A 22015-nucleotide genomic window follows, 5' to 3' on the forward strand; every position below is an offset into this window, starting at 1 on the left:
ACCGGCCGAGGGTGGCGGTGTCGGTGCCGCCGGGGTCGGCGGTCCAGCCGGTCGCCGTCTCGAAGGTGTCCTGCCAGACGGTCACGGGCGGGGTGCCGGTGCCGCAGTACTGCGGCTCCTTGCCGATGATCCGGTAGACGCAGTCGGAGTACTCCAGGAAGCGGAGCACGGCCTCCCGGTTGCGGGTCGTCTGCGGGACGATCTGCTCGTCGGGCGGGTAGAAGCCCGGGGACCCGGTCGGATACATCTCGAAGGTGTAGCTGAAGATCTTGTGGGCGCCCCACATCCAGTCGTCGATCGAGCCGTCGGTGATGTAGAGGTCGCTGGCCTGCTCGGGGGTGTAGCCGTTGGTGGCGGCCATGTTCCGGCCCAGGGCCGCGAACGCGTCGTGGTCGTCCTGGGTCAGGCCGGGGGCGGTGTCGTTGTTGGTGTAGCCGTAGGGCCACAGGACGAGCTCGCCGTAGGTGTGCCAGTCGATGTGCGCCTTGATCTGCTGCGTGCCGCCGACCACCCGGCTGCGCACCCAGTCGGCGACCGCCCTGACCTCGGGCGCCGACTCGGCGGCCGGTCCCCGGTAGGTGTCGCTGGAGGTGGAGCCGGAGGAGCCGCCGCAGCAGCCCCACTGGTAGGCCCAGTTGCGGTTGAGGTCGGTGCCCACGGAGGAGGAACCGGAGTTGGGCTGCCGGTTCTTGCGCCAGGAGCGGTAGGAGCCGGTGGCGATGTCGTACTCGCCGCCGTCGGGGTTGAGGTCCGGCATGATCCAGATCTCGCGCGAGTTCACCAGGCCGGTGATCCTGCTGTCGGTGCCGTAGCCGTCGGTGAGCAGGTTGAGGATGTAGAGCGCCATCTCGACGGTCAGGTGCTCCCGGGCGTGCTGGTGGTGGGTGAACAGCACCTCGGGCTCGTTCTCGTCCGTGCCGACGTTGTCGCTGATCTTGATGGCCATCAGGTCACGGCCCTCGTAGGAGGTGCCGTAGCTGGTCTTGCGGGCGATCGCGGGGTGGTCGGCGACGATCTGGTTGATCGCGGCGGTCATCTCGGCGTAGTTGTGGTAGCCGGAGTCGGCCGGCGGGAAGTCGAAGGTCCGCACGTCCGGGGACGGGGACTTGGGGATCTTCGTGACGGTGTAGCCCAGCTTCTTGATCGCGGCGACCTCGGCCTCGCTCGCGGTCACCACGACCGAGGCGGGGTCCACCTGGTCGATCGCCGCGCCGGTGGCCGCGACCGCGCTCCGCTGCCGGGAGTCACTGGGGCCCTGCACCTTGTACTGGCCGTTCGGCGCCGGTTCGGCCGATGCCCCTGCCCCGGTTGTGCCGAGACATGACAGCGCCAGGACCGCGAGCACCACGATCAGACGGCGTCTCACCTGCGTCCTCCTCAGGCGCGCGCTCTAGGGGGTTTGTCACGCGCCTGCACTGAGAGTCAGGCAAGGATGTCGATCGGCAAAGGCCCAAAATTTCTGGCTTGTACGGCTTCCGCCCCCAAGAAGGCAAAAGTCATCGGGGTCAGAACGAGACCTCGAACCAGAGGGTCCTGACCCCGCCGCAGTCGTCCCGGATCCCCCAGCGGGCCGCGAGCAGGTCGACCAGGAACATCCCCCGCCCGTTCTCGGCCGCGGGGTCGTTGCGCACGTGCGGGGCCGACACCCCCGAACCGGCGTCGGACACCTCCACGAACACCGCGCCGGAGCCCACCGCCACGGTCATCGCCACCCGGCCCCCGCCCCCCGACCCCGAGTGGACCACCGAGTTCGTCACCACCTCACTCACCAGCAGGACGACGTCGTCGGACGCGGGATGCCCCTCCCCCAGGAGCTCCCTGACCCGACGACGGGCCACCGACACCGACTCCGGCACCCCCAGCAGGGTGACCGTCGATCGAGGCGGAACGGTCCGCTGCTCGAGCGTCATGATTGCCCTCACTCCCCGACATGCACATTCACATGCACATCGCGCTCCGAGATGGCACACTCACTCACGGTGAACTGTTCTATCAGGGACTTCAATAGCTCATATTGAAATTCCACAGTTTCCTCCCTCTGGACGGAGGTACGTGCATGGCTTCCCGGCGCAGCCCCACGGCCCGCCATCGCCGTCTCATGGCGGAACTGACCCGGCTCCGGGAGAGCAGCGGGCTGACGCGGGCGCAGGTGGCCGAGCGGATCGGCTCCACCGACACCACCGTCTGGAGATACGAGACGGGGCTGACCCGTCCCAGACCCTCCGACGTGTCGGCCCTCACCGAGGTGTACGGCGTGACCGGGGAGGCCCGGGCCTCCCTGGTCCAGATGGCCAGGGAGGCCCGCCAGCGAGGTTGGTGGCACCGGCACCGGCAGGCGCTCAAACCTGGTTTCGACTCCTACATCGGGCTGGAGGCGGAGGCGTCGGTGGTGCGCTCGTACGAGCCACAGGTCGTCCCCGGCCTGATGCAGACCGAACCGTACGCACGCGCGGTCATCGAGGCGACCGCTCTCACCCACGCCCCCTCAGCGGTTGACGAGAAGGTCTCCGTGCGCATCTCGCGCCAGCAGTTGCTGCACGGCACCGGTGACCCGATCCAGCTCGTCGCGGTGCTCGACGAGGCGGTGCTCCGGCGTCAGGTCGGCGGTCCGGGGGTGATGCGCGAGCAGCTGGAACACCTGCTCGATCTCGGCAGGCGGCCCAACGTGGAGATCCGGATCATCCCGTTCTCCGCCGGGGCGCACGCCGCGATGGACGGCAAGTTCTGCCTGCTCAGCTTCCCCGAGCCCGAGGATCCCGACCTCGTCTATCTGGAACAGGCCGCAAGCGGGCTCGTTCCGGAGGACCCGGAGGAGGTCCGCCGATACACCCTCATGTTCGGGAGCCTGTCGGCACTGGCTCTCGGCGCGGAGGCGTCGGCCGCCTTCATCGCCCAGGCCGCGAAGAGTTGTCCCACCCAACAGTAAGAACACAGCGGAAAGTAGGTAGAGAGTGCGGGGGTCCACGATGGATCTGTCCAGCGTCGTGTGGCGCAAGAGCAGTCGCAGCACCAACGGAGGCGACTGCGTCGAAGTGGCGGTCGTGCCCGGTGACCCGGCTCTGGCCGGGCACAAGGCCGACGCCGATGAGCTTTATCTCGTCCGTGACTCCAAAGACCCAGACGGCCCGGCGCTGGCGTTCACCCAGCGTGAGTGGGAGGCCTTCGTCGGCGGCGTGAAGGACGGCGAGTTCGGCTGAGCCGTGTCCCGGGGGGCCGGGCCGCCGGCCCCCCGGAAGCGCCGGCGCGCCCCGGGCCCTCAGCGGGCCCGAGGGCCGTCGGTGCCGTCGTAGCCGAGAATCCGCATCGCGACCTCGGGGTCCATCGCCGCGGCCAGGAACTGGGCCCGCTCCACGGCGCGGTCCCGCTGGGCCTCGGCCCTGAGCCGGGCCGCCCGGCCCGCACGGATCACCGCCGAGACGACGCCGGCGCCCACGAGGGCCGCCACCACGGCACCCGACACCGCCAGGAGCGTGCCGGTCCCCGGCGTGATCGTCACCCCGTCCGCCGTCATCGTCCTGCCGTCGAGCGCGTAGACGCCGAGCAGCGTGAACACCGCCAGCGCGGCCAGACTGGCCGCCACCACCGGCACCACCCGGGACCGCCGCCGCCCCGGCGGCGCCACGGCACCCGGCAGGGGCGGGACGAGTGGGAGCGCGGGCGCCTGACCGCCCTCACCCCCGTCGCCCCACGGCACGAAGTCCGGCCCGGCCACGGGCGCCGGCCCCACCGCGGCCGGCAGCGCGGAGCCGTGACCGTTGCCCGTCACGACCGCGCCTCGGACGAGTGACGCGACGGGTCCGGAGCGGGGCCCGTCCGGCGGGACGGGCAGCTCCCGCGCCACGTGGCTGTGCTCGCGGTGCGCCCGGGCGGCCTCCAGGTGATACTCCTCGATCTCGGCGTAGAACTCGTCCGAGGCGTAGGACGAGCCGTCCACCAGCGCCCCCCGCCGGTGCTCCAGAACGGCGATCACGTCGTCGCCGTTGAGCGTCTTGTGGGTCTCCAGCGCGTGGGCCAGGCAGAGCACCTCCCGCCGGTGCTCCCTCAGCAGGTCCCCGACCGCCTCCAGCAGGCGGACCAGGTTGTACTCGATCCGCTCGCCCAGCACGTCGGGGGCCAGGGGCTGCCGGCCGCCCGGCGCCCTGGTGAAGCCGGCCCCGCCGCCCCCGCCGGGCTTGGGCATCGACGTGCCGCCCGAGATCTCCAGCTCCTGCAGGGCGGGCACCGAGGTCACCCCGCGCCCCATCCCCCAGTGCGCCTCCATCAGCGCGGTGAGGTAGGTGGCCGAGTAGAGGTCACCCGAGACGCCGGAGGAGTTGTCCTCGGCGAAGAACATCCGCTCCCCGGCCAGCGAGGCGAGCGAGACCATGATGTCGGCCTCGTGCTCGGACTTCCACCGGGTGAACTGGTCCTCGGGCTTGATGCTGGCGACCATGCCGAGATAGTCGGCGCCCTTCTCGATCGTGGCGATGTCGATCTCGAGGTGGTAGCGGGTGCGGTAGGCGGCCACGGCGTGGCACGCCTCGTGCACGGCCACCGCGTGCCGCTCCCGCTCGATGTACTCCACGTCCTCGGGCGGCCCGAGCTGCTTGAGCCGCTTGGCCGTGGTCACGTCCGCCCAGGTGATGACGTTCCGGCCGGCCCGGATCGCGGTGATCAGCGACTCGTTCACCAGGTCCTTGATGGTGGCGCCGGTGGCGTAGGGCGTGATCGTGGCCAGCTTGTCCAGTTGCTCCTCGGTCAGCTCGTGGTCGACCTTGTCGAAGTAGCCCCGGTAGGTGCGGACCCGTCCCGCCTTGGAGGGGTAGCCCACCTTGTAGATGCGGTCGATACGGCCCGGCCGCAGCAGCGCCTCGTCCAGCGAGTTGGGCATGTTGGTCGCCATCATGACCAGGATCCGATACTTGGGCGGCGGCTTGGGCCGCATGCCGAGCAGCCTGCGGACGTGGCGGTTGACGAGGCCGCGCGGCTTCTTCAGCCCCGACAGCTCGGTGAGCAGCGCCTGCAGCGTCCCCGGGTCGCCGCCTCCGCCGCCCATGTTGCCGCCCATGAAGAAGCGGCTGCGGCCGGTGCCGGGCTCCTGCCCCTCCCCCGCCCCCCTGCGGGTCAGCAGCCACCGGCTCTCCTCGGCCAGGTAGTCGAAGCCGTGGCAGCCCGCCGCGCGGGCGGACAGACCCGGGCCGCCCCTGGGCCCCTGCTGCGCCAGCGAGCCACGGCGGCCGAGGGAGTCGGCCTCGTCGAAGAAGACGATCACGCCTCCGTACCGGAGGGAGAGCTTGCGGAGCTTCCTGAACAGTGACTTCACCTTCAGGATGCCCACGCCCATGAACATGTTGACGAACGCGCCGGGGTCCACGAAGACGTACGGCTTGCCCGTCTCCCCGGCCACGGCCTCGGCCATCAGGGTCTTGCCGGTGCCCGGCGGTCCCCACAGCAGCAGGCCGCTGGGCACGTAGCCGCCGCGCTCCTCGATCTCGTCGGGCCGTTCCAGGAAGACGATGTTCTCCTTGACCCGCTCGACCACGTGGTCCTGTCCCCAGACGTCGGTGAAGCGGGTCTTGATGTCGTCGGGGAAGTAGGTCTCCACACCGCCCCGTGACAGCAGCCAGAACAGGCCGACGAACTGGAAGGCGATGAAGAAGAACGCGAAGGCGAGCTGCGCCACGTACGGCAGGGCCTGCCAGAGCAGGGCCGGAGCCTGGAACAGCGCCAGGGCGGGCGAGGTCTCCAGCACCTCGCCGAGCACCAGGGCGAGCAGCGCGATCCAGAACAGCCACTTGACGGCCCGCGCCATCCTGAAGCGGTTCCAGTCCGAGAAGCGGCGGTGGGTCCAGCGCTCGAAGCCGCCGAACACCCCGCGTGTCCAGAACCGGTGGTATCCGGCGGAGCGCTCGCTGACGGAGAAGTGGATCTGCCGCAGGACCTCGGCCCCCAGCAGCCAGAAGATCCACGGTGCGGCGGTCGCGGCCCTGACCGTCGCGTCCCGGACGCTGATGATGCCCTCGTAGGAAGCCATCTCATTCCAGACCAGGACGAGGTAGACGGCCGTCAGGACGAGGACGAACTTGACCCGGTCCCACAGCGGCATCCGTTTACGGGTCCGGGGGTGGGGGTCGGTCGGGCCGGAACCGGGTGCGCGGAGGCCCTCGAAGCCGGGGACCGGCGGGGGTGACTTCATGTGCGGGCCTCTCCTCACCCGGTGAGTCGCTTGACCTTGAAGGAGTGGGCGATCCTGTCGAACTCGGCGGCACGCCTGCGGTAGCAGCCGGCCGAGCAGCGGATCAGCAGGGTGGAGATCTGCCCGCCGTCTCCGGCCAGGTAGGAGGTGAGGTCGAAGGTCTGCGTGCCGGCGCCCCGGACCGCGTAGTTGAAGCGCACGTGCACCCCGCGCAGGCCGTCGCCGGGCTGGAGCACCTCGTCGGCGAGCAGTTCGAAACCGGTCAGCGGGTAGCCGGGGACCTGCGCGTACTCCTTGCGCAGCGGCTCGGTGACGGGGATGACGGAGTTGCGCATGCCGTTCAGGGAGACCGCGTCCCGCGCCTCGGGCAGCAGCGTGGTGACCTTGGCGAAGACGAACGGCTCGTCCCCGGTGCCGTGACCGAGGAGGTGGCCGGCGGAGGGCTCGGCATGGGCGTCGTAGCCGATCGACCAGACGAGCCGCCTGCGCAGCCGGGCGGCCGCCGACTCGGGGTCCTCCCCCGTGGTCGCCCTGTCCAGTTCCCTCTGGTCGACCTTGCGCCAGGTCGCCGGGACCTTGAAGTAGGTGTGGCCGTCGTCGTGGCGGACGTAGGTGAACTCCGGACCCGCGCATCCGGTCAGCACGCCGCACAGGACGGGGACGACCCCGGCCGAGACCGCGAGGGACCTGGCCCTTGATCTTTTCACCAGGGCTATACCTCCGCTTTACGGGCTAACAGGAGGGTTGTGCCCGTTTTTTGAGTATCTCTCTCCTCTCATAGCCCGGCCATCCGGGAAATCTTGACCAGATCTTGGCGATAAGTTGGCTCCATCTGTTACGGACCATTCGGGTGAGGCCGCAGGACGGCCACCGCCTCCGGCCTCACCCGCCTGACCGGCGACGTCTAGGTCAGGCTGTCGCAGCTCCTGGCGTCGGAGTCCTTGGCCGCCTTCGGCACCCACCGCACGTTGGCGAAGGAGGCGGAGAACGCGCCGTCGGTGTAGACGAGGAACGGCGTGTTGACCGCCTCCAGGTCGAGGCCCGTGGCCGCGAAGCACGCGATCGGGATCTTGACCGTCGCCTTCACCCCGGGCGTGAGCCCCTGGAACAGCGAGGTCGCCGCCACCTCGGAGAAGCACGGATAACCGCAGTGCACGCTGATCACGGTCCTGGCGGCCGGGGCCTGGTGGACGACCGTGTCGAAGACCAGGGCGCCGTCGGCGTTGAGATAGCCCCGCAGGTCGTGGCCGCCCGCCGGGTCCTGCATGTAGATCTGCGCCGGACCGGTGCCGTTCCAGGTCGCCTTGAGGCCGTCCTGCTGCACGTTGACGTCGGACTGCACCACGCCGATCGCCGAGTGCGCCGCCTCGCCGTCGACGCCGATCTCGGTGCCGCCCCAGTTGTCGGCCGAGCCGATGAAGCCCTTGTAGGGCGGGACGTCCATCCGGTTGAAGATCTCCAGGTCCTCGCTCGCCTCGCCGCCGCCGCCCGGCTGGCCGCAGCCCGCCGGAGGGGCGGTCTCGTCGAGGGTCCCGACGGATCCGCTCTGCCCGTGGCGCAGGCCGTAGCCGAGGGGGAAGAGCGGGTCGTAGCCCTCCTCGCCCGGGTTGAGCGGCGTCTGACAGGCGCTCTTCGGCCAGGAGTACGGCAGGGTGCCCGTGTAGCCGGCCCCCCTGCGCGGTCCCTGGACGAGCAGGTCCGCGACGCCGCCGCCCTCGGTGCCCGGCAGCCAGGCGACGACGAAGGCGTCGGAGCGGTTGAGCTCCTTGTTGACCCAGAGCGGGCGGCCGGTGACGTAGACGGTGACCACCGGCGCGCCCTTGCCGCTGACCTTGTCCAGGACGGCCAGGTCACCCGGGTGGAGCTTGGCGGCCTCAAGCGTCCGCCGGGCGAGGTCGCCGACCCCCTCGGCGTACGGCGTCTCGCCGATCACCGCGATGACCGCGTCGTAGGCCGAGGGGTCGACGCCGTCCGCCGTCTCGCTGAAGGTGACGTCCGCCTCGCCCAGCGCCTGCCGCAGGCCGCCGAGGATCGTCGTGCCGCCCGGGAAGTCGGCGTTGGTGTTGCCGGTGCCCTGCCAGGTGAGGGTCCAGCCGCCGGTCTGGTTCTGCATGCTGTCGGCGCTCTTGCCGACCACGAGCACCTTGGAGCCGCCGGCCAGCGGCAGCACCCCGCCCTTGTTCTTGAGCAGGACCTGCGACCTGCGGACGGCCTCGCGGGCGAGCCTCTTGGCCTCCAGGGCGTCGGCCGAGCCGGCCAGGGCGCGCTCGGACGGCTTGGGCGCGCCGAGGACGCCCGCGCGCAGCTTCACCCGCAGGATCCGCGTGACCGCGTCGTCGATGCGCGCCATCGGGATCTGGCCGGCTTCGACCTGCGCGATCGTGTTGGCGATGAACGCCTTCCAGTCGTTCGGCACCATCACGACGTCCAGACCCGCGTTGATGGCCCGCGCGCAGCTCGCGTTGGTGCATCCGGCGACCTGGCCGATGCCGTTCCAGTCGGAGACGACGACGCCGTCGAAGCCCATCTTCTGCTTGAGGATGCCGTTGAGGACGCGCTCGCTGCCGTGCAGCTTGCCCTCGTCGATGCCGAGGTCGGTGTTCGTCCAGCTGTTGAAGGAGGCCATCACGGTCTGGGCGCCGGCCGCGAGCGCGCCGTAGTAGCCCTGGCCGTGAATGTTGATCATCTCGGCCTCGGAGGAGGGGTTCACCCCCTGGTCCACTCCCTTGAGGGTGCCGCCGTCGCCGATGAAGTGCTTGGCGGTGGCGATGACGCCCCTGTCGCCGATGCCGCGCGGGTGCCGGCCCTGCAGGCCGTTGACGGCCTCGTAGCCGTAGGCCCGGGTGATGCGGGGGTCTTCGGAGAAGCCCTCGTAGGTGCGGCCCCACCGGTCGTCCCGGACGACGGCGAGCGTGGGCGCGAAGGCCCAGTCCTGGCCGGTCGCGCGGAGCTGCGCGGCGGTCGCCGAGCCGATGTCGCGGACGAGGCACGGGTCGTGCGCGGCGCCCAGGCCGATGTTGTGGGGGAAGACCGTCGCGCCGTAGACGTTGTTGTTGCCGTGGACGGCGTCGATGCCCCAGATCACCGGGATCTTCGTACGCGTGCCGGTGGACGCCTCCCAGTAGGCGTCGGCGAGGTCGAGCCAGGCCCGCGGCGAGGCGTGCTTGTCCCGGCCGGGCCACGAGCCGCCGCCGTTGAGCACCGAGCCGATGCCGTACCGCCCGACCTCCTCCGGGGTGATCGCGGAGATCTCCGGCTGCGTCATCTGGCCGACCTTCTCGGACAGCGTCATGCCGGCGAGGATCTTCGCCACCCGCCTCTCGCCGGCCGGGTCGCGCTTGATCCGGCTCTTGACCTTGGGCCACTCGGAGAGCGTTTGCAGGCTCCTGTCGATGCGGGCGCAGCCGCGGGCGTCCAGCGGCGGTCTGCCGATCTCGGGCTGCCGGGCGCCCCCCGCCGCCCCCGCGCCCTCCGTGGCGGCGGTTCCCCCCGCCGTCCCTGCGCCCGCTCCCGGGGCGCCGACAGTGCCTCCGACCAGGAGTGTCAGGCTCGTCAGTGCCGCGAAGGCGCTCCGGCGGGCGCGTGATCGCGCGAGGGGTCCGATCATGGGCAGTCCGTTCTCGAGGCACGGCGGCGGTGACGGCGGCCCTGGCCGGACCGCATTGCGCAGATCTTGACCCTGTGAGGACGGTCCGGTCAATAGCTTCAAGAGAGCGCTCTCACGGGCGACGAGGTTTCCGGCGGCGGGTCCGGAGCCCCGCCCGGCCGTCCGGAATTTGGGTCTAGGCAAGGACCGGCCGCTGAATTACCTTCCGACAGGTGCCCGGCCAGGCGGCAGGCGTCCGGCCGCGGGACCGTCCATGCCCAGGAGCTCGGCGGAGCGGACCGGACAGCGAGGCCACCGGTCGCCGGCGCCCGGACCGGGGCCGTCCGGGGCCCGCCGGCCCCGGCGGGCGCGAGCACCGCTGAGCCGCCGACCACGGAGGTCACATGCCCGGAGCCCTGCACCACCCCGAGCGGCGGCCGGTCCTGGTGACCGGGGCCTCCTCGGGGATCGGCTCGGCCGTGGCCGTCGGGCTGGCGGCGGCCGGGTATCCGGTGGCGCTGGGCGCGCGCCGGACCGCGATCTGCGAGGAGCTGGCGGCGAAGATCCGTGCCGACGGCGGGGAGGCGGTGGCGCTGGCGCTGGACGTCACCTCGGACGAGTCCGTCTCCTTTTTCGTCGCCGAGGCGGAGCAGGCGTTGGGGGAGGTCGAGGTGGTGGTGATGTGCGCGGGCGAGGTGACGCCGGAGAACGCCTACGAGACCGCCACCCCAGACTTCGAGGCGCAGCTCCAGCTCAACCTGGTCGGCACCCAGCGGTTCGTGGCCAGGGTGGCGCCCGCGATGGCGACGAGGCGGCGCGGCGACATCGTGTTCGTCAGCTCCGACGTCGTACGGCTGCCGCGCCCCCGGATGGGCGCCTACGTCGCGGCCAAGAACGGCGTCGAGGGCCTGGCCAGGGCGATGCAGATGGAGCTGGAGGGCACCGGGGTCCGGGCGTCGATCCTGCGGCCGGGGCCGACCCTGTCGGGGGTGGGCTCCACCTGGCCGGTGGAGGTCCTGCAGGCGGTGCTGGACGACTGGGTCAGGTACGGGCTGGCCAGGCACGACCATTTCCTCAACCCCCGCGACGTGGCGGCGGCCGTACTGGCCGTGATCTCCATGCCGCGCGGCGCGCATGTCACCCTGCTGGAGGTCGAACCGGAGGCGCCCCTGCGCCCGGAGCGGCCGCAACGGCCGGGGCGGTGAACGGCGACGGTCGCAACGCCGGCGCAACCCCCGCCGTGTGACCTTCGGAGGGCGGCCGCATCTGTAACGCCCGGCGATCTTGATACGACATGTTGGTATATGTCAGGACTCTTGACGGGAAGGAGCTATCCCTGGCGGCGGAACCGGCCAAGGATGGAGGGGCCGAGACGCCCCTCACCGCGCTAGCCCCGGATCGGCAGGCTGACGGACTGGGAGTGCCCCATGAACGACCACGCGGACGACGCCGCCCCTGACCGCCGGGCCCGCGGATTGGAGATCATGAAGCGGGTCTACGGCCGCAACCACGTCGGTGACGGCCCCGGCGACTTCTTCGGCATGACCGTCGAGCACCTGTTCGCCGAAGTGTGGTCCAGAGACGGGCTGAGCACGCGGGACCGGCGGCTGCTCCTGCTCGGCCTCCTCGTCGGACAGGGCGCCGACGACATGATCGAGGTCCAGCTCGACGCGGCGCTGCGCACCGGGGAGCTCACCCCGGACGAGCTCCGCGAGATCGTCATCTTCCTCACCCACTACGCGGGCTGGCCACGCGGCGCCAAGCTCAACACCCAGGTCGAGGAGCTGATCGACCGCGTCATGAGGCCCTAGCCGTACTCGGTCATGACGCCCGCCCGGAGACACCCGGCGTCCGGCGCCCCGTGGCACCCGGGGCACCGGACGGGCGGGACGCCGGGCGGGGACGCCGGGCGGGCCGCTCAGAGGCGCTCGACGTTGGGACCCCGGCAGCGGTTGCGCGTGTCGAAGACGAAGGCGCCCATCTGCTCGACCAGCTCGTAGTCGAAGCAGTCGTGGTCGGTGAGGATCACGACCGCGTCGGCCAGGGCCAGCTCCCGGCCCGTGGGCCTGACGATCTCGATCCCCGGCGGGAGCAGGGAGTCGTCCACGTGCGGATCGGCGGCCCGCACGTCCGCGCCCAGCTTCCACAGGGCTCTGGCCACCTCGATGGCGGGCGACTCGCGGCAGTCGCCGGCGTTCTTCTTGTAGGCCAGTCCCAGCAGGAGCACCCGGCTCCCCTTGATCGACTTGGACCGCCGGTTCAGCCCGAGGATCAGCCGGTGCACGACGTGGTCGGGCATGTGGTCGTTGATGTCGTTGGCCAGCTCCACGAACCGGAAGTTGTGCCCCAGACTGCGCTTGACCTTCCAGGACAGGTAGGACGGGTCGATCGGCAGGCAGTGACCGCCGACCCCGGGCCCCGGGGTGAAGCGCATGTAGCCGAACGGCTTGGTGGAGGCGGCGTCGATCGCCTCCCAGACGTCGATCCCGAGCTGCTGCGCGAAGATCGACAGCTCGTTCACCAGGGCGATGTTGACATGCCTGAAGGTGTTCTCCAGGAGCTTGCACAGCTCGGCCACCTGCAGCGAGGAGACAGGGACGACCTCCTGCACGATCCGCCCGTAGAACGCCCCGATCCGCTCCAGGGAGGCCCCGTCGAGCCCGGACACGACCTTCGGCGTGTTGTCCAGCCGCCATTGGGGGTTGCCCGGGTCGATCCGTTCCGGGCTGTAGCCGAGGAAGAAGTCCTCGGGTGCCTGCAGCCCGGAGCCCTCCTCCAGCAGGGGCCGTAGATACTCCTCAGTGGTCCCGGGATAGGTGGTGGACTCCAGGACCACCGTCGCGCCCCGCCGTACCAGCGGGGCGATGGACTCACCGGCCGAGCCGATGTGACGGAGGTCGGGGACGCCCTCGCGGAGCGGCGTCGGCACCGTTATCACGCATATGTCGAACCCCTCGGCGTCGGCGTAGTCGCCGCTGGCCAGATACCGCCCCGAACGGTGGGCCGCGGCCAGCAGGTCGTCGCCGACGTCTTCGACATAGGACTCGGCGGCGTTGAGCCGCTTGACCCGCCACTCGTCCAGGTCGATCCCCACGACGTCGAACCCGGCGTCGACCGCCCGCATCGCCAGCGGCAGACCCACGTAACCCTGGCCGACAACGACCAGCTTCTCTCTCATGTCAGGACCCCCGTCACTTCGAGATGAGATATGACCCGACTGTATGAGTCGGGCGTTTCATAACGTCGATTCAGCGGCGGCACGGGCGTGTCGTTCCGCGGGGCATTCATGAACACGCCACTAAGGTGACGATTATTAACATGTGGCATTATTCTTCATTGCGGACATAAGGATATGTCTATGATAAATACCGGCTACCCACGCATTCTCCGATTTGCCGGGGTTCTCTCGATGGTCTTCGCCGTGGGCGTCCCTTTCGCTCCCCCGCCGAGCGCGACCGCCCCCCTCAGCGCGACCGCCTCTCTCAGCACGACCGCCGATCTCGGCGTGAGCACTCCCCTCGACGCGGGCGTCCCCCTCCGCGCGGGCGCTCCACGCGTCGCGAGGGCTCCACGCGTCGCGGGCGCGGTGGTGCCACCGGTGAGGCTCGGCGAGGCCGAGGAGTGCGCGGTCATGGCGAGGGACGGGGTCACCAACACCGGCACCACCACGATCACCGGTGATCTCGCCGTGAGCCCGGGCAGCTCCGTGGTCGGCTTCCCGCCCGGCGCGGTGCGCGGGGCCGTGGAGGTGGACACCCCCGAGGCGAGGAGGGAGATGGCCGCCGCGACCGCCGCCTACAACGACGCCGCCGGCCGCACCCCCACCGCCACCGTGCCCGCACAGCTCGGCGGGGCGACCCTGCCGCCCGGCGTCTACAACACCCCCGGAGGCGTGTTCGAGCTGTCCGGGACGCTGACCCTCGACGCCCTGGGGGACCCGGACGCGATCTTCATCTTCAAGGCCACCACCCTGAACACGGCGAGGGTCAGCAACATCGACCTCACGAACGGGGCCCAGGCCAACAATGTCATCTGGCAGGTCGTCACCGATGCCAACCTGGGAAGATACTCCACCTTCCGGGGGAACGTCCTGGCGCTCAACTCCGTCGACGTGACCACGGGCACGGCCATGTACGGCCGCGCGATGGCGCTCGACGGCCTGGTCTCCATCGCGGGCACCGTCACCCCGCCCGCCACCCGCGTCACCTGGCCGACGGACCCGCCGACCAGCACTTCGCTGACCTCCTCGCCGAACCCCTCCCGGAGAGGGGAGCCGGTCACCTTCACCGCCTTCGTGAGCGGGAACGTCGACGGCGTCCGCCCCAACAACCTCGTGCTCTTCAAGGACGGCCCCGTCATCATCGGCTCGGTGATCATCGGTACCTCGGACCGCGCCGTCTTCACGACCTCGGAGCTGACCAGAGGGGCGCACGAGATCACCGCCGTCTACGCGGACGGCGGCACCGCGGTGGGCGAGGCGTGGGTCCACTTCGCCCCGAGCAAATCTCCCGTCCTGATCCAGCAGGTGCTCAACCGCAGGGAGAACCGCTCCTCGACATGACCTCCGCCTTTCACGGCGCCCTTTCCAGGGCGACCGGACTCCAGCGTGAACGGACGGGACCGCTGCGCCGCGTCATCGTCAAATGCGCAGACGTCATGAAAGATCCGGACCAAATGGACGGCCTTTGTTCCGCGGTGTCATATATTTGCCTCTATCGCTACTCCGCCCCGGAATCTCCGCTTCCCTGAAGGGGTATCTCCCGCTCGCACCGTTCATGGGACGGTGACCAGAAAAGCCGATTTTCGGCGCAGGGGGATATAAGTGATTTTTCATCGTCTGCTGACCAGAGCGATCGCGTTGACCATGGCCTGCGGAGCTCTGGGGTTTCCGGATACAGCCGTGGCCGGGCCGGCCGCCGGGTCCGCCGCCCGCCAGGCGAGCGGGGCCGGCCCGGCCCTTGGCGCGCACCGGGGCTGCCACCGGGGACACCGGTGCTGCCGGCCCGCCTTCTGCGGCGGGCACCGGTGCTGCCGGCCCGCCTTCTGCGGCTGGGACCTCCACGTCTCGAAATGCCGGGGCCCACGCGGGAGAACCGGGCCGCGCGGCGCGAACGGGCCGGCCGGGGCGGACGGGCCCGCCGGACCCACCGGGGCGAGCGGGCCCGCCGGGCCGCAGGGCGTCCGCGGGCCGGCGGGCACGGCCGGATCGATCTCGAGCACCGACACGACGCTCGTCTCACTCACCTTCCCGCCGTTCGACACGAACTTCACCGCGTATGTCTCCGACGGCACCACCTGGATCCGGGACCCTCGGACGGCTCCGCCGGGAGCATGGCACAGCCTGGCCTCCGTCCCGGGCTACCCCCCGGGCGTGGTCGGCGTCTCGGTGACCGAGGCCGCCGTCCCGCTCAGCACCCTGCTGGTCACCGTGTTGACCTCCGGCGGCGTCCTCTCCCAGACCAAGTGCGTCATCACCCCGCCGCCGCCTCCCCCGCCGCCCGGCCCCGCGTGGGGGCAGACCTACTGCGACGGGTTCACCGTCATCACCCCGCCGGCCGGCTGACGGCGGGGCCCCAGCGCCGCCGGGCCGCGCCCCGGACCCCGCCGCCCGGGGCCCGGGCGCGCGCCGGGCCGTGCCCGGCGGAACGCAAATCACAAAATATTCTAATATTTAAGAAATGCATCCAAGGAATGGCGGGTGCGAATTTAAATACTGGTCACAGTCGGTATTCGGAGGTAAAGTCTTCTCAAATCACGCGCTCAACAGAGGCTCCTCATGATCGATCATGTGCGCACCGCCAGTCCCCCTAAGGCCCTATCTGTCCGCGCATGCCGTAACGCCTTCATCCGGTATTACGGCACCCGGCCGACATCATTTTCTGCCGGGAATTTCTGTGCCTTTCATGACAAATATGGCCAATCGGGCAGATGTGCAGTGGAAATCGCGAGGGTGATCCTTGGCGCCCCGGCTGCATGTGAGGCCCGGCGTCCGATCCCCGCGAAACCCTCGAAAAGGTGAGCCCAATGTCCAGACTCCGGATGCCCAGACCCTCTCTCCACGCGCCCGGCCGGCCGTCCGGCACGGCCGCGCCGGGCCGGCCGGCCCGTGCGGCGGGCCACCGCCTCCTGCCACGTGGCGCCGGCCGCGCCTGGCTCGTAGCGGCGCTGGCGGTCCTGCTGTCGATGGGCGTGACCGTCGCGACGCCGCAGGGCGCCGAGGCCGACCAGGCCCCGGTGGACCTCGGTGACGCCGCGTCCTACGCCGTCCTCGCCGGGACCGCGGTGAGCAGCACTGACCTCACCGCGATCACCGGCAACCTCGGCGTGAGCCCGGGCAGCTCCGTGACCGGCTTCCCGCCCGGCACGGTGAGCGGGTCGATCCACGCGGGCGACGCCGCGGCGGCGGCCGCCAAGGCCGACCTGGTCGCCGCCTACAACGACGTCGCCGGGCGGACCCCCGTCACCACGGTGGCGAGCGAGCTCGGCGGCACGACCAAGGCCCCGGGCGTCTACAACTCCGCCAACGGCGTCTTCGGGATAACCGGCACGCTCACCCTCGACGCCCAGGGCGAACCGGACGCGGTCTTCATCTTCAAGGCGTCCACCTTCTCCACCGCGAACGTCAGCAACATCAACCTCGCGAGCGGCGCCCAGGCGAAGAACGTCTTCTGGCAGGTCAGCGGCACCGCGACACTGGGGACCTACTGCACCTTCCGGGGAAACGTCCTGGCGCAGACCTCGGTGACGGTCAGCACCGGCGCCGCCGTCTTCGGCCGCGTGTTCGCCGTCAACGGCGGGATCACCATCCAGGGCCCCACCGACCCGCCGAGAACCCGCATCACCGTGCCGAACGACCCGCCGACCACCACGGCCCTGTCCTCCTCCGCCAACCCCTCCCGGAGGGGGGAATCGGTCACCTTCACCGCGACGGTGAGCGCGGTCAGCGGCTCGCTCGTCCCGCAGGGCCAGGTGCTCTTCAAGGACGGCGCGACGGTCATCGGCTCGGACCTGCACAACAGCTCGGGCCCCGCGACGCTCACGACCTCCACTCTCGACCCGGGGCAACACCCGATCACCGCCGTCTATCTCGGCGGCGACACCCCCAGCGGTGAGGGCATCATCCATTTCGCCCCCAGCACCTCACCCGAACTGATCCAGACCGTGGTGGCCAGCCTCTGGACCCCCGCCACGGTCCCGGCCGTCACGACCCTCCCCGACCCCAACGCCGTCACCGTCGGGGTGAAGTTCCGCTCGACCACCGACGGCACCATCAGGGGCATCCGCTTCTACAAGGGCCCCCAGAACACCGGCACCCACATCGGGAGCCTGTGGACCAGCGGCGGCACCCAGCTCGCCAGCGCCACCTTCACCAACGAGACAGCCACCGGCTGGCAGCAGGTGAGCTTCACGACACCCGTCGCGATCGACGCCGGCACCACCTACGTCGCCTCCTACTTCACCCCGACCGGCAACTACTCGGTGAACCGGCCCTACTTCGGCACGCAATACACCAACAGCCCGCTCATCGCCCTGGCCAACAGCGCCGAGGGCGGCAACGGCGTCTACCGCTACGGCCCGACGAACTCCTTCCCCACCGGCACCTACCAGTCCACCAACTACTGGGTCGACGTCGTGTTCACCCCGTCGGACAGCCTCTGGGACAGCTCGGCGACCCCGGCCGCCTCCGCCGCCGACCCCAACCCCATCACCGTCGGGGTGAAGTTCCGCTCGACCACCGACGGCGCCATCAGGGGCATCCGCTTCTACAAGGGCCTCCAGAACAACGGCACCCACGTCGGGAGCCTGTGGACCAGCGGCGGCACCCAGCTCGCCAGCGCCACCTTCACCAACGAGACAGCCGCCGGCTGGCAGGAGGTGAGCTTCACGACGCCCGTCGCGATCGACGCCGGCACCACCTACGTCGCCGCCTACTTCACCCCGACCGGTGGCTACTCGGTCAACAGCTCCTATTTCGGTTCGCAGTACGCCAACGGCCCGCTCATCGCCCTGGCCAACGGTGACGAGGGCGGCAACGGCATCTACCGCTACGGCGCGACGAGCACCTTCCCCACCAGCGCCTACCAGGCCGCCAACTACTGGGTCGACGTCGTGTTCGACATCACCTAGCCGCAGGCGGCCGGGGACAGTCTCTCCGGCCGTCGTGCGCGATCGATGAATGCGGGGCCGCCGGACAGCCGGCGGCCCCGCAGCCATGCGGCCCGCTCTTGTACGAGGAATTCCAGACTCCACTCCATACATATAACCCGGTCGCACCCATATATCGCGGAATAACCGTTTGACGGCACCGGCAGGAGCACTCCCATTCAGCCGAGAGCCCATATAAAGGTCTGGCAAGAACATCACCGGACACGTGCGTCCAAGACCTGATTCCGGCACCCGCGTCGTCAGACTTTCGGCCGTCCGGCTAACGATTCGCCAAGGGTGCGACCGGGGAGGTTGCAGGTGCCATATGGCAGGCAGAGTTTGAATCCGATGACGCGGCGGATGCTCCGGATCGCGCTGACCACTTTCGGGGGCGGCGCGATAACCATGATCAGCATGTTGGGAGCCGCTCCGGCACCGACACCCGCCCCCGACATCACGCACAGCGTCTCATCGTCCTCGGAAACGCCCTCGGCAACGCCCTCGGCGGCGCCGTCGTCGGCGGTGGCGACTCCTTCGACAGCGCCCTCGGCGACGCCGTCGGCGACTCCCTCGATGACATCGCCGGCAAGGCCGCCCGCCCTTTCTCCGGTAACGCCTCCGGCGCGGGCAACGCGGAGAACTCCTGATTCCACACCCCTCATCCGGAAGCCACCCGGAAAACGGGCGACGCAGCAGAAGTCATTTACCGAGTGGTTCTCCGGAGACAAAGGGAGCGACCCCGGGGCACGCGCCGGAAAGCGGGCCCTACGGGCCAGCGCACGGGGGCGCAGCGCGGCGTGCCCCCCCACCTCGGTCATCTGCCTTGAGAACAGCCTGCCCGGCAATCCACCCAGTCAGTGGTACATGCAGACACCGACCGGGAACATCCTTGGATATCCAACCCAGATTAGCGCGGACAAGGGTGAAACCCTCAATTTCAAAGTGGCCACCAACGCGACCGACTACCGGATCGAAATCTACCGGATCGGATATTACGGCGGCATGGGCGCGCGGCTGATAACGACGATCGAGCCTTCCGCCGTCCTGCCCCAGATCCAACCGGCCTGCCTGACCGACTCCTCGACCGGCCTGATCGACTGCGGGAACTGGGGGGTGTCCGCCTCCTGGGCGGTGCCGGCCGACGCCGTCTCCGGGGTCTATCTCGGTAATCTGATCAGGGAGGACGGCGTCAGCGGCATGGGGCAGACGATATTCGTCATCCGGGACGACACCCGGAATTCCGAGGTCCTGGTCCAGACGTCCGACGCCACCTGGCAGGCGTACAACACCTACGGCGGCAACAGCCTCTATCAGGGCTCGCCGGTGGGACGCGCCTACAAGGTGAGCTACAACCGCCCGTTCGTCACGCGCACCGGCTTCTTCCAGGCCGAATACCCCATGATCAGATGGCTTGAGTCCAACGCGTTCGACGTCAGCTACACCAGCAACGTCGACACGGCCAGCCGGGGCGCGGAGCTGCTGGAGCACAAGGCGTTCATGTCCTCCGGACACGACGAGTACTGGTCCAACGACATGCGCGGCAACGTCGAGACCGCCCGGGACAGCGGGGTCAATGTCGCCTTCTTCTCCGGAAACGAGGTCTTCTGGAAGACCAGGTGGGAGAACAGCATCGACAGCAGCGGCGTCCCCTTCCGGACGCTCGTCTGCTACAAGGAGACCCACGCCAACGCCAAGATCGACCCGAGTCCACAGTGGACGGGGACGTGGCGCGATCCCCGGTTCTCTCCCCCGTCGAACGGCGGACGGCCCGAGAACGCCCTGACCGGGACACTGTTCATGATCAACAGCTTCGCGACCGACTCCATCGTCGTCCCCTACGAATATGCCTCCATGCGACTGTGGCGCAACACCTCCATCACGAGCCTGCAGCCCGGCCAGTCGGCCACCTTCCCCCCCGGGACACTCGGCTACGAATGGGACGAGGCGCCCGACAACGGGTTCGCGCCGGCGGGACTGGTGAAGTTCTCCCGGACGACCTTGAGCACCACGTCGAAATACATGCTCGACTTCGGCAGCACCTACGGTCCCGGCACCGCGACGCACAGCCTGACGCTCTACAAGACCCCGAGCGGCTCGATCGTCTTCGGCGCGGGGACCATCCAGTGGGCCTGGGGGCTCGACTCCGAGCACGACCTGACCCCCGCCGGAGGCGGCCGGATGGCCGCGCCCCCTCCCACGGACATCCGGATGCAGCAGGCGACGGTCAACCTCCTGGCCGACATGGGCTCCCAGCCGGCCAACCTCCAGGCGGGACTGGTGCCGGCCACCCCGTCGACGGACACCTCCCCGCCCACCTCGACGATCGACTATCCGGCGAACACCGGGACCGTGCCCACCGGGACGATCGTCCCCATCCAGGGGACGGCCAGTGACACGGGGGGCGGCGTCGTCTCCGCCATCGAGATCTCCTTCGACGGCGGCACCAGGTGGTTCCAGGCGACGGGCCGGACGAACTGGCAGTACAACTGGACGACGCCCGGCACCACCGGGGCGGTGACGATCAAGACCAGGGCGGTCGACGACATCGGCAACGTCCAGACCACCCCGACCGAGACGACCGTCACCGTCGTCACCGGATGCGCCGGCTGCAGCCTGTGGACGCCGGCGACCGTGCCCGCCGACCCCTCCAACGACGACCCCAACTCGGTCGAGGTCGGGGTGAAGTTCCGGACCGCGAACGCGGGCTTCATCACCGGGATCAGGTTCTTCAAGGGGACACAGAACACCGGGACGCACACCGGCAACCTGTGGACCTCCTCCGGGCAACTGCTGGCCAGCGCCACCTTCACCAACGAGACGGCCAGCGGCTGGCAGCAGGTGGACTTCGCGGTCCCGGTGTCCATCGCGGCCAACACCACCTACGTCGCCTCCTACTTCGCCCCGGCGGGCAACTACTCGATAACCACGCCCTACTTCACCGCCGACTACACCAACGGCCCGCTCACCGCCCCCGCGAGCAGTTCCACGGGCGGCAACGGCGTCTACCGGTACGGCGCGACGAGCGCCTTCCCCAACAACACCTTCCAGACCAGCAACTACTGGGTCGACGTCGTGTTCGCACTGTCGAACAGCCTCTGGGGCAACACGGCGATCCCAGCCGCCCCGTCGGCCGCCGACCCCAACGCCCTCACCGTCGGCGTGAAGTTCAGGGCGACCACGGCGGGCACCATCCAGGGCATCCGCTTCTACAAGGGCCCGCAGAACACCGGCACCCACATCGGGACCCTGTGGACCAGCGGCGGCCAGCCACTGGCCAGCGCCACCTTCGTCAACGAGACGGCCAGCGGCTGGCAACAGGTGAACTTCGCGACACCCGTCGTGATCAAACCCGGCACCACCTACGTCGCCTCCTACTTCACCCCGACCGGGGGCTACTCGGTCAACAGCTTCTACTTCAACAACGACTACACCAACGGCCCGCTCACCGCGCCCGCGAGCGGCGCCTCAGGCGGCAACGGCGTCTACATATACGGCGCGACGAACGCCTTCCCCAACAAGACGTTCCAGGCCGCCAACTACTGGGTGGACATCGTCTTCAAGCCGTCGGACAGCCTCTGGGACACCGCGACGACCCCGGCCGCCCCGTCGGCCGCCGATCCCAACGCCATCACCGTCGGCGTGAAGTTCAGGGCGAACAAGACCGGGGCCGTCCAGGGCATCCGCTTCTACAAGGGCCCGCAGAACACCGGCACCCATGTCGGGAGCCTGTGGACCAGCGGCGGCCAGCTACTGGCCAGCGCCACCTTCACCAACGAGACGGCCGGCGGCTGGCAGCAGGTGAACTTCGCGACACCTGTCGCGATCAACGCCAACACCACCTACGTCGTCTCCTACTTCGCTCCATCCGGAGGCTACGCGGTCAACAGCTCCTACTTCACCACGGACTACGTGAACGGCCCGCTGACCGCCCCGGCGAGCGGCGCCTCGGGCGGCAACGGCGTCTACCGGTACGGCGCGACGAGCGCCTTCCCCAACAACACCTTCCAGGCCGCCAACTACTGGGTGGACCTCGTGTTCGTCTCGCCCTAGCCGTCACCACAGGTCACGGCCCGCAGGCCGGACCGGATCCGGCGCCCGCGCGCCCGGCC

At 69.8% G+C, this 22015-nt stretch carries 15 protein-coding genes; 8 read left to right on the forward strand and 7 right to left on the reverse strand.

Translation table 11 applies throughout. The features are described 5' to 3' along the window. On the reverse strand, nucleotides 1-1366 hold a 1366-nt coding region (locus tag ACWDS7_RS30400; protein ID WP_451932057.1), incomplete at its 3' end, for a M14 family metallopeptidase. Between the two features lie 139 nt (nucleotides 1367-1505). Next, nucleotides 1506-1910, reverse strand: coding sequence for an ATP-binding protein (locus tag ACWDS7_RS30405; protein ID WP_306868029.1), 405 nt, complete (start codon nucleotides 1908-1910; stop codon nucleotides 1506-1508). 188 nt (nucleotides 1911-2098) lie between these two features. On the opposite strand from ACWDS7_RS30405, the gene ACWDS7_RS30410 reads away from it, so the two are divergent. Both ACWDS7_RS30410 and ACWDS7_RS30415 read left to right on the forward strand, forming a co-directional pair. Beyond that, nucleotides 2099-2926 (forward strand): helix-turn-helix domain-containing protein, encoded by an 828-nt coding sequence (locus ACWDS7_RS30410; RefSeq protein ID WP_451932058.1) that lies wholly within the window; start codon nucleotides 2099-2101, stop codon nucleotides 2924-2926. A gap of 40 nt (nucleotides 2927-2966) precedes the next feature. After that, nucleotides 2967-3197 (forward strand): DUF397 domain-containing protein, encoded by a 231-nt coding sequence (locus ACWDS7_RS30415; protein ID WP_306868025.1) that lies wholly within the window; start codon nucleotides 2967-2969, stop codon nucleotides 3195-3197. A 59-nt stretch (nucleotides 3198-3256) separates the two neighbouring features. On the opposite strand, the gene ACWDS7_RS30420 is transcribed toward ACWDS7_RS30415, so the two are convergent. The 3 genes from ACWDS7_RS30420 to ACWDS7_RS30430 form a co-directional block, all read right to left on the reverse strand. Beyond that, nucleotides 3257-6175, reverse strand: a complete 2919-nt coding sequence (locus ACWDS7_RS30420) for an AAA family ATPase (RefSeq protein ID WP_451932059.1) — start codon at nucleotides 6173-6175, stop codon at nucleotides 3257-3259. 14 nt (nucleotides 6176-6189) lie between these two features. Further along, the gene (locus ACWDS7_RS30425; RefSeq protein ID WP_451932060.1) at nucleotides 6190-6882 is read right to left on the reverse strand and encodes a hypothetical protein; all 693 of its coding nucleotides are present in this window, start codon (nucleotides 6880-6882) and stop codon (nucleotides 6190-6192) included. A gap of 197 nt (nucleotides 6883-7079) precedes the next feature. Beyond that, a complete protein-coding gene (locus tag ACWDS7_RS30430; RefSeq protein WP_451932061.1) occupies nucleotides 7080-9782 on the reverse strand; it encodes a glycoside hydrolase family 3 N-terminal domain-containing protein in 2703 nt (900 codons plus the stop codon). Nucleotides 9783-10165: 383 nt separating this feature from the next. Between ACWDS7_RS30430 and ACWDS7_RS30435 the strand changes: the two genes are divergently transcribed. After that, nucleotides 10166-10966 carry an SDR family oxidoreductase gene (locus ACWDS7_RS30435; RefSeq protein WP_451932062.1) on the forward strand — a complete coding sequence of 267 codons (801 nt, stop codon included), beginning with the start codon at nucleotides 10166-10168 and terminating at the stop codon, nucleotides 10964-10966. Between the two features lie 222 nt (nucleotides 10967-11188). After that, nucleotides 11189-11572, forward strand: a complete 384-nt coding sequence (locus ACWDS7_RS30440; protein WP_306868017.1) for a carboxymuconolactone decarboxylase family protein — start codon at nucleotides 11189-11191, stop codon at nucleotides 11570-11572. Between the two features lie 107 nt (nucleotides 11573-11679). On the opposite strand, the gene ACWDS7_RS30445 is transcribed toward ACWDS7_RS30440, so the two are convergent. Beyond that, nucleotides 11680-12939 carry a nucleotide sugar dehydrogenase gene (locus tag ACWDS7_RS30445; RefSeq protein WP_306868016.1) on the reverse strand — a complete coding sequence of 420 codons (1260 nt, stop codon included), beginning with the start codon at nucleotides 12937-12939 and terminating at the stop codon, nucleotides 11680-11682. 243 nt (nucleotides 12940-13182) lie between these two features. On the opposite strand from ACWDS7_RS30445, the gene ACWDS7_RS30450 reads away from it, so the two are divergent. From ACWDS7_RS30450 to ACWDS7_RS30460, 3 genes are all read left to right on the forward strand, one after another. After that, nucleotides 13183-14322: an ice-binding family protein gene (locus ACWDS7_RS30450; protein WP_451932063.1), complete on the forward strand. Its 1140-nt coding sequence runs from the start codon at nucleotides 13183-13185 to the stop codon at nucleotides 14320-14322. An 810-nt stretch (nucleotides 14323-15132) separates the two neighbouring features. Beyond that, entirely contained in the window at nucleotides 15133-15324 is a 192-nt protein-coding gene (locus tag ACWDS7_RS30455; RefSeq protein WP_451932064.1) for a hypothetical protein, read from the forward strand. A 461-nt stretch (nucleotides 15325-15785) separates the two neighbouring features. Beyond that, a complete protein-coding gene (locus ACWDS7_RS30460) occupies nucleotides 15786-17888 on the forward strand; it encodes a DUF4082 domain-containing protein (protein WP_451932065.1) in 2103 nt (700 codons plus the stop codon). A gap of 278 nt (nucleotides 17889-18166) precedes the next feature. Here the strand turns inward: ACWDS7_RS30460 and ACWDS7_RS30465 are convergent, their stop codons facing one another. Continuing rightward, nucleotides 18167-18559 carry a hypothetical protein gene (locus tag ACWDS7_RS30465; protein WP_451932066.1) on the reverse strand — a complete coding sequence of 131 codons (393 nt, stop codon included), beginning with the start codon at nucleotides 18557-18559 and terminating at the stop codon, nucleotides 18167-18169. A gap of 289 nt (nucleotides 18560-18848) precedes the next feature. Here ACWDS7_RS30465 and ACWDS7_RS30470 point away from each other — a divergent pair, with 289 nt between their 5' ends. After that, nucleotides 18849-21956, forward strand: a complete 3108-nt coding sequence (locus tag ACWDS7_RS30470; protein WP_451932067.1) for a DUF4082 domain-containing protein — start codon at nucleotides 18849-18851, stop codon at nucleotides 21954-21956. The last annotated feature ends 59 nt before the right edge of the window (nucleotides 21957-22015 follow it).

The sequence above is a fragment of the Streptosporangium sp. NPDC003464 genome (assembly GCF_053588315.1).